The organism is Corallococcus praedator, assembly GCF_003612125.1.
GTDB classification, from domain to species: Bacteria; Myxococcota; Myxococcia; order Myxococcales; family Myxococcaceae; genus Corallococcus; species Corallococcus praedator.
In genome coordinates, this window is record NZ_RAWI01000244.1 from 1 (window position 1) to 14,248 (window position 14,248).

Consider the following 14,248-nt stretch of genomic DNA (forward strand, 5'->3'; position numbering starts at 1 on the left):
GTCCGACCCGGCGGATTGCCAGGACACGGCGGCGGGGTGCCCGGCGGGGCAGCCCGCGGTGCCTGACAACACTCCACCGCCCCCTACCGAACCGGAGACACCCCCCACCGAACCGGACTCCAACGAACCCCCGCCTCCCGACAAGGAGCCGGAGCAGGTGCCGCCCGCGTCGGGTGCCACGCTGTGGCTGTCCAAGGAAGGCTCCGCCCAGGACGACCTGGCGCTGGACCTGGCGGTGGACGCGTCCGGGGACTTCTTCAGCGCGGCGGTGCACGACTACGACGACCTGGACGCCCGGGCCCCCACGGACGACTCCGTGCAACTGGTGCTCACCCGACGTTCGGGCGCGGGCCAGACGCTGTGGACGCGGGCCTACGACGTCCGCGTGGCCACGGCGCCCCTGGAGCTGCGCGCGGAGGTCCGGGCCCGCGTCGCGGCGGACGGCGCGGGCGGCCTGCTGGTGGCCGGCAACCACCAGGGCCTCATGGACCTGGGCACGGGCAAGCTGGCCGGTGGGGCCTTCGTCGCGAGGCTGTCCGGGGACGGCGCCACGCTCTGGGCCCACGAGCTGCCGGCGGACCTGACGGTCGCGGATGTGGCGGCGGACGCACAGGGCCGGCTGTACGTGGCCTACACGGCGCCGTCCATGGTGGACCTGGGCGCGGGCGTGAAGGGCCCCAGCGCGGGCGTGGCGGTGTTCGCGGCGGATGGCACCCCGGAGCGGAGCTTCGCCGTGGGCCAGGCGGAGTCCGACGGCGCGGGCGCCTGGCCCCTGGCGCTGGCGCTGGCGGAGGACGGCAGCGTGGCGGTGGCGGGACGGTACGTGGGCACCGTGCGCTTCGGCACCAACGCCACGCAGGCGGCGGAGACGGGCAGCCCATTCGTGGCGCTGTACCGGGCGAACGGGACGCTCGGGTGGGCGAAGGTCCGGCCCGGCGTGAAGGGCGCCGTGAAGGACGTGAGCCGGAGCCCCACGGGCGACGTGGTGGCCGGTGGTGACTTCCAGGGGACCTTCTCCTGGGCGGCGTCCCCGCTGAAGGGCGCGGCCAATCCCAGCCCCTTCGTCGCCGTCACCGCCGCCGACGGCACCGAGCGCTGGGCGCGCGACCTGGGCCCGGACGCGCAGGTGCAGGGCGTCGCGGTGCAGGCCTCCGGCGAGGTGCTGGCGGTGGGCTACACGTACTCGTGGCTGGAGAACGGGACCACCGGCCAGGACGGCCTGGGCTCCGCGCAGCTCTTCACCCAGCGCTTCGACGCGGCGGGACACGCGCTGGCCTCCCACCTCTTCCTGGGCGTCACTCCGGAGCCCCGGGGTGAGCTGTATGGCGTGGAGGCGGTGCCCGCGGTGGTGCTGATGCCGGACGGCGACGCGGTGCTGTACGGCCACACCGACCGCGTCACCGACTTCGGCGTGGACAAGCTCAAGCCCCTGCGGGGCGACATCTTCCTCCTGCGCGTGAAGTACTGAGCGACGCGGAGAGAAAAATGAAAACGGGCCCGGTGCATCCGCACCGGGCCCGTCTTGTCTTGCATCAACTCAATTCAAGACATCAGTGACCGATTTCGACGTTCTCCAGGACACCCAGCGCGTCGGGGACCAGGAGGGCGGCGGAGAAGTACGTGCTCACCAGGTACTCGCTGATGGCCTTGTCGTTGATGTCCATGCGGCGCACGGAGACTCCGGGCTCCACCTCGTCCGGGAGCTTTCCGGGGTGCAGGCCGATGACGCCCTGATCGTCCGCCCCGGTGCGCAGCACGAGGATGGAGCTGGTGAGCGTGTTGGTGATGGGGATCTTGTCGCACGGCAGGATGGGCACGCCGCGCCACGCAGTCATCTTGCTGCCGGCCACGTCCACGACCGTCGGGTAGATGCCCCGGCGATTGCACTCCCGGCCGAAGGCCGCGATGGTGCGCGGGTGGGCCAGGAAGAAGCGTGACTTGCGACGGCGCGACAAGAGCTCGTCCATGTCGTCCGGCGTCGGCGGGCCGCTCCGGGTGTTGATGCGCTGCTTCAGGTCCGCGTTGTGCAGCAGCCCGAACTCAGGGTTGTTGATGAGCTCGTGCTCCTTGCGCTCCTTCAGCGCCTCCAGGGTCAGCCGCAGTTGCTCCGCGGTCTGGTTCATGGGGTCGTTGTAGAGGTCCGCCACGCGGGTGTGCACGCGGAGGATGGTCTGCGCCACGCTCAGCTCGTATTCGCGGGGCTTCAGCTCGTAGTCCACGAACCCGCCCGCCAGCGTGGGCTCGCCGTGGTGGCCGGCGGTCAGCGGGATGGCGGCCTGCCCTGCCTTGTCCTGGGGCTTCTTCAGGTTCGCCTTGTACCGGGCGACATGCGCGCTCAGAGCGGGGGCGTTCTTGATGAGGTCCTCGAACACCTGCTGCGGCAGCGCCATCACGGTGCAGGCCGTGTTCGCCTTCACCGTGAAGGGCCAGACGTCGTTGGACTCCACCACGGCCGAATCGCCGAAGTGGTCGCCGTCCGCGAGCGTGTCCAGCACCACGGGGTCGCCAAACTTGCCCGTGCCCAGCTTCGTCGCCTTGCCGTGCGCGATGAGGAACACGTGCTCGGCGGGCTGGCCCGCCTCCACGATGGACTCACCGGCCTTGTACTGCTTCTGCACGAAGCGGCTCGCGAGGGCCCGGACCGTCAGGCCTTCCTCGTCCGCGTCGAAGCCGCGCAGCAGCGGCAGCTTGAGCAGCTCCTGGGGGATGACCTCCACCTTGGCGCCAACGTTGGTGAAGTTCAGCCGGTCGTCGCCCACGGAGTAGGTGAGGCGGCGGTTGACGCGGAACACGCCGTTCGTCGCCACCCAAGGCAGCATGCGCAGCAGCCACCGGGGGGAGATGCCCTGCATCTGCGGCTGGGACTTGGTCGTCGTCGCCAGCTGGCGTGCACCGGCCGTACTGAGGCTGGAGTGCTCGGTGTCGCCGTTGTTGATGGGATTCGCCATGAAGAGAGCTCCGGAAGTGCGGGGGGCCTGGGACTACGAGCGACCGATTTCGACGCTCTCCAGGATGCCCAGCGCGTCCGGCGTGAGGACCGCCGCGGAGAAGTACGCGGTGACCAGGTAGTTCATGATGGCCTTCTCGTTGATGCCCATGAACCGGACGTTGAGGCTGGGCTCGATCTCATCCGGGATGCCGGCCTGGTGCAGGCCGACGACGCCCTGGTTCTTCTCACCCACGCGCATCAGCATGATGGAGCTGGTGCGGGACTCGGTGACGGGGATCTTGTTGCAGGAGACGATGGGGATGCCGCGCCAGGCGGGGATCATGTTCCCGTTGAAGTCCACGCTGGTGGGGTAGATGCCCTGGCGGTTGCACTCCTGGCCGAACGCGGCGATGGCGCGCGGGTGGGCCAGGAAGAACGACGGCTCCTTCCACACGGTGGCCAGCAGCTCGTCCATGTCGTCCGGCGTCGGCGGGCCGCGGCGGGTGTGGATGCGCTGCTTGAGGTCCGCGTTGTGCAGCAGGCCGAACTCACGGTTGTTGATGAGCTCGTGCTCCTTGCGCTCCTTCAGGGCCTCCACGGTCAGACGCAGCTGCTGCTGGGTCTGGTTCATGGGGTCGTTGAAGAGGTCCGCGACGCGCGTGTGGATCTGCAGCACGGTCTGCGCGACGCTCAGCTCGAACTCGCGGGGCGACGTCTCGTAGTCCACGTAGGTGCCGGGCAGCACGGGCTCGCCCTTGTGGCCGGCGGCCAGCTCGATGGCGGCCTGGCCGGACGTGTCCTGCTTCTTCTTGGAGAGGGCCTTGAACTCCTCGATGTGCTTGCTCAGCGACGGGGCCTGGGCCACCACCGCCTCGAAGGCGGACTGCTGGAGGATGAGCACCGTGACGGGCGTCACGGCCTTCACCGTGAACTGCCAGTAGTCCTGCGACTCCAGCAGCGCCTGGTAGCTGTAGTGGTCGCCGTCCGCCAGCGTCTCCAGCACGGTGGGCTCGCCGTACTTGCCGGCGCCAATGCGGTTCACCTTGCCGTGCGCGATGAGGACGATGGAGTCGGCTTCCTTGCCGGCCTCCGTGATGACCTCACCGGCCTTGTACTCCTTCTGCGTGAAGCGGTTGGCCAGGGCGGCGAGGACCTCCGCGTCCTCGTAGCCGCGCAGCAGGGGCAGCTCGCCCAGCTCCGCCGGGATGACCTGCACCTTGGCGCCGGTGCTGGTGAAGGTGACGCGGCCGTCGCCCACGGCGTAGCTCATGCGGCGGTTGACGCGGTACGTACCGCCGGACACCTGCACCCACGGCAGCAGCTTGAGCAGCCACCGCGAGGAGATGCCCTGCATCTGGGGCTCGGACTTGGTGGTCGTCGCCAGCTGGCGTGCCGCCGCGGTCCCGAGGCTCAGCGAGTTCTCATCGTGCGTCTTGGAGTTCGACATGGGTCACCTTTCCCTAGGTTGAAAAAATCAAAGCCAGTTCACTGCAAAGCCAGAATCAGGGATGCTCGCGTTTGAACAGCTCCGCGACTCGCAGCGCCGACGTGCCCAGCGCGCCAAGGCTGCCGATGTTGCCGGTCTTGAACTTGGGCATGGCCGCGTCTCGCAATTCGAATTCCTTGTAGCGGTCCACCGCCGCGTGCCACATCGGGATGCCCGCCATCCACTGCTGGAGCTGCTCCACGTACTTGTGCAGCTTCTCCTGCGCGTCCGTGTCCAGGTCGAAGGAGCGGATGACCACCGGGATCTCCTTGGCGACCAGGTGCTCGAACTGCTTCATCCGAGCGGTCATCAGGTGGTTCAGCACGAGGACGGCCTCGTCCTTGTCCACGCCCAGGAACTTCTGGACCACCAGCACGCCGTTGTTCAGCTCGCCCTCGAACTCAATCTCCTTCTGGTAGGAGAAGATGTCGTTGACGAAGCAGGCGTAGTCGGCGGCCGAGTTCTCCAGCGCGCGCAGCGTCCGCGTCTTGAAGACAGCCTCCGGGATGGCGTCGCCCTTGGACAGACGCGACAGGCTCATGGTGAGGTCGGAGCCGAACGTCTTGCGACGCATCTCCACGTAGTCCACCGGGTCCGGCACGCGGTTCAAGATCTGGTTGTTCAACTCCCAGATCCAGCTCTCCGTCATGTCCTGGATGGCCTTGCGGAACAGCTTGCGGCCGTAGGCGGAGAGCGGGCCGGCCGTGCGCTTCCACAGGTCCGCGAGGCCCACCTCCACGGGGTTGGTGGGCACCGCGGCGTTCACGGCCTCCACGTCATCCGGCATGAACTGCGTGAGGCGCGCGTTGAACAGCTTCGCGCCCGGCATGTCGCGCGTGTGGCTGTAGAGCGCGGGGAAGTAGTCGTCCGCGTAGGTGCCCCACACCAGCCAGCACGCCGTGAGGTCCAGCTGTTCGGGGGTGGCGTCCGGGTGGATGAGCGCGCCGCAGAGGGCCACGTCCGCGACGTCGAACTTGTGGTCGTCCCAGATGTAGAGCCCCAGGCCGGGCAGCTCGTCCAGCATGCCCATCCGGCGCGCCCAGTCCTTGGAGTTGCGCCGCGCGCGCTCCAGGTGGGGGCTCAGGTACGTGCTGTAGGGCATGTAGAACTTCGGCAGCTTCACCGGGCCCACGTGCTGGCGGGGGACGTGGCTGAAGCTGCGGGCGCGAGGCCCCAGGCCCAGCGCGCCGGCCGTCAGCGGCAGCTTGATGGCGGACATGCCCAGGCCGCTGGGGAGGGGGATGGACAGCTCCCGGTTCTCCCGGCCGGCGGTCTGGTTCATGTAGCGGTTGGAGCGCATGTGCCACTCGTGGCCGCCGGACTGCCAGTCCTGGAGGCCGCGCAGGTACAGCATCACCTGCGCCTGCTCCGCCGGGTTCAGGCCGTACTCCGCGAAGAGCCAGGGCAGCTCCGTCGCGGCGGTGTTCTCGAACTGCTGGAGCCGGGACGTCAGCAGGTCGTTGACCAGGTCCGCGGCGCGCTGCGTGTCACACTCGAGGAACTTCTCCACCACCAGCACGCCGTTGGAGAGCTCGCCCTCCTCCAGGATCTCGCGCTCGTAGGAGAACAAGTCGTTGCGCAGGTGGACGGCGTCGGAGAACGTGTCCTTGAAGACGCGCATCGGGCGGCTCTGGACGACGCGGGCCGGAATCTCCGCGACGGCGTGCTCCACCAGGTCCGACGACCACGGAGCGCCACCGACCTTGCGGCGCATCTCGATGTATTCGACGGGGTTGGAGACGCGCGCCTCGCTGATGTTCTCGATCTCCCACATCGATTCATCGAGCAGGTGCTTGGTGTTCTCGTAGAAGCGGCGGCGCCAGTCCATGGACATGGTGGGCACGGTGCGCTGCCAGAGGTTCCACAGGCCGCGCTCCACCGCGTTGGTGGGCTCCGGCGGCGTCTGCGAAAGGTCCAGCGGCATGAACAGCGGCAGCCGGTCCAGGTACGCCTGACCGCCCTGGATGTCGCGCGAGTACTTGTAGACCTCCAGGAAGTGGTCGTCGAAGTAGAAGACCCAGACGTACCAGTCGGTGATGAGGTCCAGCTCGACGCTCGGCGCTTCCGGGTGCGTGTACGCGCAGAGCAGCGCGTAGTCCATGCCGTCGAAGCGACGCTCGCTCCAGACCTCCCGCTGCGTCCCGTCATTCGGAGGGCCCAGGATGCCCATCTCGTACGACCACGCCTTGGTGTGGACGCGGGCTGCTTCGAGGTGGGGGTTCAGGCGCGCGGGCCAGGGAACGTAGAAATCGGGCAGCTCGAACGGCTGCTTGTGACGCGCCTTGGACATGGGTACCCCTCGTTGGACTCACGACCTTTGTAGTGGTGTTGGGAACCCGACTCCACGCTAAACGTGGTGCCCGGGAAAATTTGAATAATCTCGGGAATTAGGAATAGCGGACTGGGTTGACCTTCACCCACTGTCCGTCGTGAGTTTGTTTCCGGATTGGCGGAAACCTGTCGCGGATGGGTATTTCCGCCACTCACGGCCGGTGCGGGACGGCAGGCAAAAGGCATCCAGCGGCGCACCTTCACCCCCACCCGGTAATGACGGCGAGCCCCAGAAAGGGGCAGGCCGTCACGGACCTTCCGGGCGGGGCTGCTCTGGTACCGGCTGGGCGGGTGCCGGCGACTCAGGGGAAGCCTTGGGCGCAGCCGGAGAAGGCGAAGCAGGTGGGGCGTTCGGTGCGAGCGGAGCGATCCCCAGGCATGGAGACGACCCGGCGTCAGGCGGTGCCTTCCCAGGTGGCGATGAATCCGCGGGGTCCTCGCCAGCCGGAGTCGGCGCCTTCGCGACCACGGCGCCCTGGGGCGTCACCGCATACACCTCCCACCAGTCGAGAACGCGTCCGATGGGGCCGCCGCAGCGGTGAAACCGCTGGTCCACGACCACGAAGTACAAGTCGGGCTTTGGGCCCGTGAAGACGGAGACATCCAAGCCCTGCTCCGGGCTTGAGCACCCCGCGAACAGGTTCGGAAACGGGTGGGTCCGTACCACCTCGCGGATGGCGCCCGCCGCAGCGAGCGCGGCACCGGCTTCCATGGACTCGGCAACAGTCCTCGCCGAATGCTCGTCCGGCCACGTCACCTCGCCCTTCCAGGCAGCAGCGGGTGCAGCACATCCGTGGAGCACCGCGACCCAACCAGCAAGCGTCAATGCCTTGATCATTTTCCACGTCCGGCACCACCACCACCGCCGCCCGCCCGCCCGTTCACCTCCAGCAGCGTCTTGATGTGCTGCACGAAGTTGCGCTGTTTGTTGCTCGTGGAGGCCCACAAGTCGTCGCGCACGACGGTGAGGGCTTCTTGCTCCTGCTCGCCTCCTCGTTGATGACGGTGACGGAGGACTTGCGGCCAAAGGGCGGATTGGAGAGCACGATCTTCCACCGCGTGCCCGGGTCGCCGCGGATGGCGTCATCCACCACGATGGGAGCCTCATCCCCACCGATGCCCTGGAGCAGCAGATTCATCGTGCACAGGCGGGCGGGCGTATCGGCGATCTCCCACCACCACAGCACCTCCAGCTTGAGGTGCTTCTTCTGATCCCTGTCGAGCCTGTTGCCGTGAGCAATGTAGTCGTGGGCCGCGAGCAGGAAGCCGCCGGTGCTCACGGCCGGGTCCACGATGGTCTCTCCCGGCTTGGGCTGCACTACGTCCACAATGGCGCGGATCAACGCTCTCGGAAACTTGCCCCCGGGACGCACGGATTGCGACTCGGCCGCCCTCACCGACTACCGCAGCCACGCAACGGTTACCATCAAGGCAGGTGAGCGAGATTGTCGGAGAAGAGCGCATCCAAAAGCGTCGGCGGCGCCTCACCATTGAAGAAGCCCACTCGAAGCCCTGGAAGCTGCACCCCCGCGAAAGCCAAGGGGAAGCGGCGATAGCCGAGCACCTCCTCTATTTGGCGTTCCAGCGCATCCACTTCCTGTTTGACATTCGCGGGCGGTTCAAAGGTGAGCTGGGGGGAGGAAAAGTGCTGGAGGTGAAAGGACTCATCGCCTGCGTCCCCTCTCGTGGGGTGGGGGGCCGCCGCCATGGGGTATTCCGTGGAGGTGGGATGCCAGACCTGGGTCGTGACATAGACAATGTAGAAAGGCGCAAGGACACTGACCGCGGCGGCGATGCGTGTCGCGAGTCGCTCGCCTCCAGGCAACGGCTCTGTGCGGTAGAGAAAACAGCGCATGCACGCCGAGACGTAGGGCTGGGTCCCGTTACCAATGCCTTCACCAGGAAAGGCGCGTTCGAGTCCTTTCATGAGGTTCTTCCAATCGGTCCCATTCAAGGCCTTGTTCCATGCCGCCAGGAACCTGGCATGTTCGGGTGTACGCTGGTGGGCTGGCACTGGCTCGGTCAGCTCATCCTCCTCCACTGGGAACCCGGTTGGGTAGAACCGCAGCGCGAACTCAATCAATGACTCTAGCGATCCCTCAGTCATTCGCCGCTCCCTTCAATGGAATGTCGAAAGAGATGGGCTCCAAGCCTGGGGTCTGACACTCAGACACACGGGCTCCGGCAATGCGTTCCCTGAGCAGGCTCTCATATTTATTCTTGAACCGGCGGCACAGGATGGCAATCATCTCTCCTTGCTGAGCCTTGGATAGAATCTCATGAGCCGCCGCGTTGGCCAGAGATGCAACAACCTGCTGAGCAACCTCCAGAGGAACTTCTCCCTGCTGGGTGTTGCGTATCGGAACGCCGACCTCGAATTTGCATACATCGGTAGCTCCTGAATCGCCTTCCGTGATGCGCGCATGGATGCAGACAGCCCTCCAGCCATCAGGCTGCATCTCGGCGGCGTCCACCGCGACGACTGTTTTGAAGCGGAAATGTTCCGGAGTAATGCGTCCAATGACCAAGCCACGCCCGTGGGCGCATCCACTCTGTCCCAGCGCGCCAACCAACAGGGTTGTCACGAGCGCCCACATGCCTATCCTCCGCGTTGCTTTCCTGGGCGTCATTCCGCTCTCCACTGCCCGGACTTCGTCCTGCCTGAGCCTACGATCAGACTCGACGGGCTGTCGGGATCCTGCTCGTTCGTCAGGTCGCGCGAGTGGATCCCATCGCGCGAAGTTCCACGGAGTTCTGGCATGAAGGCCGAGTAGCGCTGCTTACGCGACTGGCCATGGTCCAGGCGCCACCCATAACACCGCAAGGACATCCTGGATGCCGGAAATTCGATGAAAGCGGCTGGGGAGCTGGAGGACAATGCCTTGGAGGATGCCTTCGAGGCAGATGCCGCCGCGGGCTCCCTGTGAAGGGAAGGCGGGAAGGAACTTCATGCTGCGGTTCTTCAAGCTGATTGTGAGTGGCAAGCTGGGCGACCCAACGCTGTGCATGCTGCACAGCCTGGTGGAGGGCCTGGGGATGGACGTCGCGCGTGTTGGCCTGGGCGAACGAGTGGGAAGCCTCTATCCGGAGGACGCTCGCGTCTACATGTCCGAGGACTCGCCGGGCATCAAGCTGTCACCCCTGCTGGGCAACACCCGTAACACCCTCATCGTCTCCAACGAACTGCGTGCCGTCATCGAGAAGCACTGCACGAACGAGATCGAGTATCTGCCCTTCACGCTGTACGACCATCGGAAGCGCAGCTTCAACAGCGACTATTGCATCGTGAACCCCATCGGCACCTTCGACTGTGTCGACTTCCAGGCCAGTGAGGTCCTCTGGAGCGACAAGACTCCCACCAAGCCCCTCACCATCAAGAAGCATGTGCTGGACCGCAAGAAGGTGGAGCGCGCACCGCAGTTGTTTCGTGCGGACAAGGATCCCATGACCTACGTGCTGCGATACGAGCTGGCAAAGGAGATCAGTGACCGGCGGTTCGCCAACGTCTACTGGAAGGAGCTGCCGCTCAATGACGCGGGAAGGTAGGTGCCGGTGATGGCGGACCGTCCCATTCCGCCCGGTTCCCGTGGCGCACGGCGCATTCTCTGGGACGGCCTGGAGGAGCACCTGGACAAGGAGGATTGAGCGAAGTGGCGGGCTTGACCTTGGGCCTCCACGAGAACTCCGGGAGGAAACACACCCCTGAATGGGGTCCCGAAGTCCTCTAAAGGTTCACGGGTCGCTCACCCTTGCCACACCTTCCGCCAGCGTGACTCCTAGCGGCGCGGCGAGCGACGCGACGGGCTCTTGCGAGCGCCCGCGCGGGTGTTCTTCCGGGCCGTGGTGCCGCGCTTCGCGGTCGTCTTGCGCGCGGTGCGGCCGGCGGCGGCGCGACGGACCGGCGACTTGCGGGCCCCCCGCTTGGCCGTGGCGCGCTTCGCCGTTCCACGCTTCGCGGTGGCGCGCTTCGCCGTCCCACGCTTGCCCGCGGCCTTCTTCGCGGAGGGACGCTTGCCGACTGCCTTCTTCGCGGAGGCGCGCTTCGTGGTCGCACGCTTCGCGGCACCGCTGCGACGGGGCGAGGCCTTGCGCGCGCTCTTGCGCGTCCCGGAAGCGCGGCGGCGCGACGGCGTGGCGGACTCACCCACCGACGTCAGGGTGTTGGACAGCGACGGGGTCTCGTTCGGGTCCTGCGCGTTCGTTTCAGCGTTCATCAACAACCTCCAGGTTCGAAAACACCTGGAAGCGTACGCGCAACCGCATGAAGTCAACCCATGCGCCCCCACGCAGATGCACGCCATCCAACGAATGCACGCGCGAACACCACCGCGCGAGGCCGAGAATCCGGCCCCCGCGCGCACGGCTCAACGCTTCGCTACACCGCGCCCTTCAGGAACGCCGCCAGCTTCTCGTACGCCACCGCGAGCGGCGCGATGGGCGCGCTCTCGTGGAGCTGGTGCGCCTGCGCCGTCTCACCGGGCCCGAAGTTCACCGCGTCCACGCCCCACTCACCGAAGCGCGCCACGTCCGTCCACGCCTGCTTCGACGCGGCCGGCAGCCCCGTGAGCGCCATCAACTGCTTGAAGAGCGGGTTGCCCGCCGCCACCGGTCCACTGGGGGACGCATCCGTGAACTCCACCTCCGCGCGGCCCGCCACCAGCGCCAGCACGTCCTCCTTCGCCTGGGCCACGCTCTTGCCCGGGGCGAAGCGGTAGTTGAGGTTCAGCTCGAACGCCTCCGGCACCACGTTGCGCGCCCGGCCTCCCTTGGCCAGCGTCGCGCTCATCACCTCGTAGAAGGGGAAGCCCGCGACGTTCACCTCCACGCGCTCGCGCCCCAACAGCTCCGTGAGGAACGGGCCCGCCTTGTGGATGGCGTTCTCCCCCTGCCACGGCCGCGCCGAGTGCGCGCTGCGCCCGTTGAAGCGCACCGTCACCTGCATGCTGCCGACGCAGCCCACCTGCACCACGCCGTCCGTGGGCTCCATCGCGATGCCGAAGCGCACGCGCGACAGGTCCGGCCGCTTCGCGTACAGCGGGATGAGGCCGCTCTCCGCGTAGGCCCCCTCCTCCCGCTCGTACAACAGGAAGGCCACGTTGACGGGCAGCGTGTCGCGGCGCAGGTCCTCCGCCAGCGCCATCATCACCGCGAGGCCGCCCTTCATGTCGGACGCGCCCAGGCCGTGCACGCGCTCGCCCTCGATGCGCGGCACGCGGCCCACGTCGCCCGGATGCATGGGCACCGTGTCCAGGTGTCCGATGAGCGCCACCGTGGGCCGGGGGTCGTCCAGCGACCCCAGCAGCAGCGTGTGGCCTACGCGGAAGACCTCTTCACGGCGGAAGTGGCGCAGCGCCCAGCCCTCGACGTGGTCCGCGATGGGACCCTCGTGGCCAATGGGGCTGTCGATGCGGCACAACTCGAGCGTCATATGGGCAAGACGGGCGGCGAGGTCGTTGGAAGCCATGCGCGGCCCACCATACTCCCCGCCTCCGCCCGCTCCCAGCACGCCGCCCGTCGGGCCGCGTGCGTCCTACAAATCCTCGAAGGCCGTCACGCCGTCCAGCACCGTGACGGCGATGCACGCGGGTCCCTGCAGGGCCGTGAAGTCGTGCATGGAGCCGTCCGTCTTCTCCAGCTCCTCGCCCGGCCACACCTCATGGCCGTTGTCCTCGCGGAAGCCGCCCTCCAGCACCAGGTTCCACTCGCGGCCCTGGTGGGTGTGGCGGGGGTAGCGCGCCCCGGGCAGCAGCCGCACGATGGCCGCCATCATCCCCTCGCGCGCGGGGCCCGCCTCTACCGGCATCAGCTCCACGCCGTCCACCGGGCCCGGCATCCAGTTGTTCGGATCCGCCATGGACTCCAGCAGGGACAGCGCCCGCTCCTTCGTCACATCCAGGAACGCGGCCACCTGCCCGCCCCAGCGGGCGAAGCGGCCGGGACCTTCCATCTCCCGCATCAGGCGGGGAAGGGCTTCGGCCGGGGGCTGCACCGGAACCACCAGCGTCCCGAGCGCATCCACGGCCGGCGCCAGTCGGGTCAGCTCCGCCCGGCACCGGGCACAGCCTTCCAGGTGGCGGGACGCGGCTTCCCGTCGGGCCGGTTCCAGGGTCCCGAGCAGCCACTCGGGAAGGATGTCGTCGAGGTGTTCCATGGGTTCTTGGGACCGCGAGGGTCACCGAGGTTCTATACGCGCCCCCGGTGACAGCGGATTTTCCGACCTCACACCGGGACGGCGAACTCCCGCAGGGCCGCGTTCAGGCTCGTCTTCTGGTCCGTGGACGCCTTGCGCTGCCCGATGATGAGCGCGCAGGGAACCATGTATTTCCCGGCGGGGAATTCCTTCTCCCGCATTCCAGGAATCACCACGCTCCGGGCCGGCACGCGCCCCTTGTAGACGCGCTCCTCCGAGCCGGTGACGTCGATGATCTGCGTGGACGCGGTCAGCACGACGTTGGCGCCCAGCACCGCCTCCTCCTCCACCACCACCCCCTCCACCACGATGGAGCGGCTGCCCAGGAAGGCCCCGTCCTCGATGATGACGGGCGTCGCGGAAGGCGGCTCCAGCACGCCGCCCAGGCCCACGCCGCCGGACAGGTGGACATGGCGGCCCACCTGCGCGCAGGAGCCCACCGTGGCCCAGGTGTCCACCATGGTGCCCGCGCCGACCCGGGCGCCGATGTTCACGTAGCCGGGCATCACCACCGCGCCCTTCTCCACGAAGGCGCCGTAGCGGACAGTGCCCGGCGGCACCACGCGCACGCCCGCGGCCTCCAGGCCCTTCTTCAGCGGCACCTTGTCGTAGAACTCGAAGGGGCCCACCTCCATCACCCGCATCTCCGACACCGCGAAGAACAGGAGGATGGCTTCCTTCACCCAGGCGTTCACCCGCCAGCCTTCGGGGCCCTTCTCCGCGACGCGCAGCTCGCCGGCATCCAGCAGCGCCAGCGTTTCGCGCACCGCCGCCACGGTGTCCGCGTCCTTCAGCTTCGTGCGGTCCGCGAAGGCCGCGGACACCCTCTGGGAGAGGTCTTCGATGGAGGTGGCCATGGGGCCGGGTTGAATCACACTTCAGGTTCGCGCGCCGCACCCGAGTGTCCGGCTCCGGACCTCCCGGCGTCCGACGTCAGACGTGCGACGTCCCCGGTATCAACGCCAGGGGGTGTGTCTGGGTCGGGATTTCCCCGTGAAACGTCGGGTCCGCCTTCGTCAGCGGGCCGGTGCCCTCGCGCAGGATGACGGCGCCCTGGAGCACCCGTCCCACGGCGGACAGGGGCACTTCCTTCCAGTGCCGGTTGAAGGGCGAGCGCCGGACGTAGAGGTGTTCCTGGCCGATGAGGGCCACGTACCCCAGCAGGGCACCGTCCGAAGCGCGCACGCGCATGCCGCTGATGATGGAGCGCCGTTCGAACGGCGTGTCGTCGAAAGCCATCGGTCCTCACCTCCTCTTGAGAGGCAAAGGTGGGGACGGCCCGGAGCAGACGCGAGTCATCCGGCCCCCTGCC

13 protein-coding genes are annotated in these 14,248 nt (G+C 67.6%); 2 read left to right on the forward strand and 11 right to left on the reverse strand.

Features of this window, described 5'->3' with window-relative positions; all coding sequences use genetic code 11:
- Nucleotides 1-1,468, forward strand: a 1,468-nt coding sequence (locus D7Y13_RS26815; RefSeq protein ID WP_208734495.1) for a hypothetical protein, incomplete at its 5' end; no start/stop codon positions are given.
- Between the two features lie 82 nt (nucleotides 1,469-1,550).
- Here D7Y13_RS26815 and D7Y13_RS26820 read toward each other — a convergent pair.
- From D7Y13_RS26820 to D7Y13_RS45330, 6 genes are all read right to left on the reverse strand, one after another.
- Nucleotides 1,551-2,948 (reverse strand): family 2B encapsulin nanocompartment shell protein, encoded by a 1,398-nt coding sequence (locus tag D7Y13_RS26820; RefSeq protein WP_120536849.1) that lies wholly within the window; start codon nucleotides 2,946-2,948, stop codon nucleotides 1,551-1,553.
- A gap of 33 nt (nucleotides 2,949-2,981) precedes the next feature.
- Nucleotides 2,982-4,376, reverse strand: coding sequence for a family 2B encapsulin nanocompartment shell protein (locus D7Y13_RS26825; RefSeq protein WP_120536850.1), 1,395 nt, complete (start codon nucleotides 4,374-4,376; stop codon nucleotides 2,982-2,984).
- Between the two features lie 55 nt (nucleotides 4,377-4,431).
- Nucleotides 4,432-6,705 (reverse strand): family 2 encapsulin nanocompartment cargo protein terpene cyclase, encoded by a 2,274-nt coding sequence (locus tag D7Y13_RS26830; RefSeq protein WP_120585851.1) that lies wholly within the window; start codon nucleotides 6,703-6,705, stop codon nucleotides 4,432-4,434.
- Between the two features lie 922 nt (nucleotides 6,706-7,627).
- The gene (locus D7Y13_RS26835; protein ID WP_120585933.1) at nucleotides 7,628-8,143 is read right to left on the reverse strand and encodes an HsdM family class I SAM-dependent methyltransferase; all 516 of its coding nucleotides are present in this window, start codon (nucleotides 8,141-8,143) and stop codon (nucleotides 7,628-7,630) included.
- Between the two features lie 29 nt (nucleotides 8,144-8,172).
- Complete coding sequence (locus tag D7Y13_RS26840; protein WP_120585932.1) at nucleotides 8,173-8,853, reverse strand: hypothetical protein; 681 nt, start codon at nucleotides 8,851-8,853, stop codon at nucleotides 8,173-8,175.
- Nucleotides 8,846-9,343: a hypothetical protein gene (locus tag D7Y13_RS45330; RefSeq protein ID WP_147444543.1), complete on the reverse strand. Its 498-nt coding sequence runs from the start codon at nucleotides 9,341-9,343 to the stop codon at nucleotides 8,846-8,848. The genes D7Y13_RS26840 and D7Y13_RS45330 overlap by 8 nt, the downstream gene beginning before the upstream one ends.
- A gap of 352 nt (nucleotides 9,344-9,695) precedes the next feature.
- Between D7Y13_RS45330 and D7Y13_RS26845 the strand changes: the two genes are divergently transcribed.
- Entirely contained in the window at nucleotides 9,696-10,292 is a 597-nt protein-coding gene (locus D7Y13_RS26845; RefSeq protein ID WP_147444542.1) for an imm11 family protein, read from the forward strand.
- A 230-nt stretch (nucleotides 10,293-10,522) separates the two neighbouring features.
- Here D7Y13_RS26845 and D7Y13_RS26850 read toward each other — a convergent pair whose 3' ends face one another.
- The 5 genes from D7Y13_RS26850 to D7Y13_RS26870 all read right to left on the reverse strand — a co-directional run bounded on the left by D7Y13_RS26850 (nucleotide 10,523) and on the right by D7Y13_RS26870 (nucleotide 14,175).
- On the reverse strand, nucleotides 10,523-10,960 hold the full coding sequence (locus tag D7Y13_RS26850) for a cell envelope biogenesis protein TolA (protein WP_120585930.1): 438 nt from the start codon (nucleotides 10,958-10,960) through the stop codon (nucleotides 10,523-10,525).
- A gap of 161 nt (nucleotides 10,961-11,121) precedes the next feature.
- A complete protein-coding gene (dapE, locus tag D7Y13_RS26855) occupies nucleotides 11,122-12,210 on the reverse strand; it encodes a succinyl-diaminopimelate desuccinylase (RefSeq protein WP_120585929.1) in 1,089 nt (362 codons plus the stop codon).
- Nucleotides 12,211-12,276: 66 nt separating this feature from the next.
- Complete coding sequence (locus D7Y13_RS26860) at nucleotides 12,277-12,897, reverse strand: cupin domain-containing protein (protein WP_120585928.1); 621 nt, start codon at nucleotides 12,895-12,897, stop codon at nucleotides 12,277-12,279.
- Nucleotides 12,898-12,965: 68 nt separating this feature from the next.
- On the reverse strand, nucleotides 12,966-13,793 hold the full coding sequence (locus D7Y13_RS26865) for a 2,3,4,5-tetrahydropyridine-2,6-dicarboxylate N-succinyltransferase (protein WP_120585927.1): 828 nt from the start codon (nucleotides 13,791-13,793) through the stop codon (nucleotides 12,966-12,968).
- Nucleotides 13,794-13,869: 76 nt separating this feature from the next.
- Complete coding sequence (locus D7Y13_RS26870) at nucleotides 13,870-14,175, reverse strand: hypothetical protein (RefSeq protein WP_120536856.1); 306 nt, start codon at nucleotides 14,173-14,175, stop codon at nucleotides 13,870-13,872.
- Nucleotides 14,176-14,248: the final 73 nt, after the last annotated feature.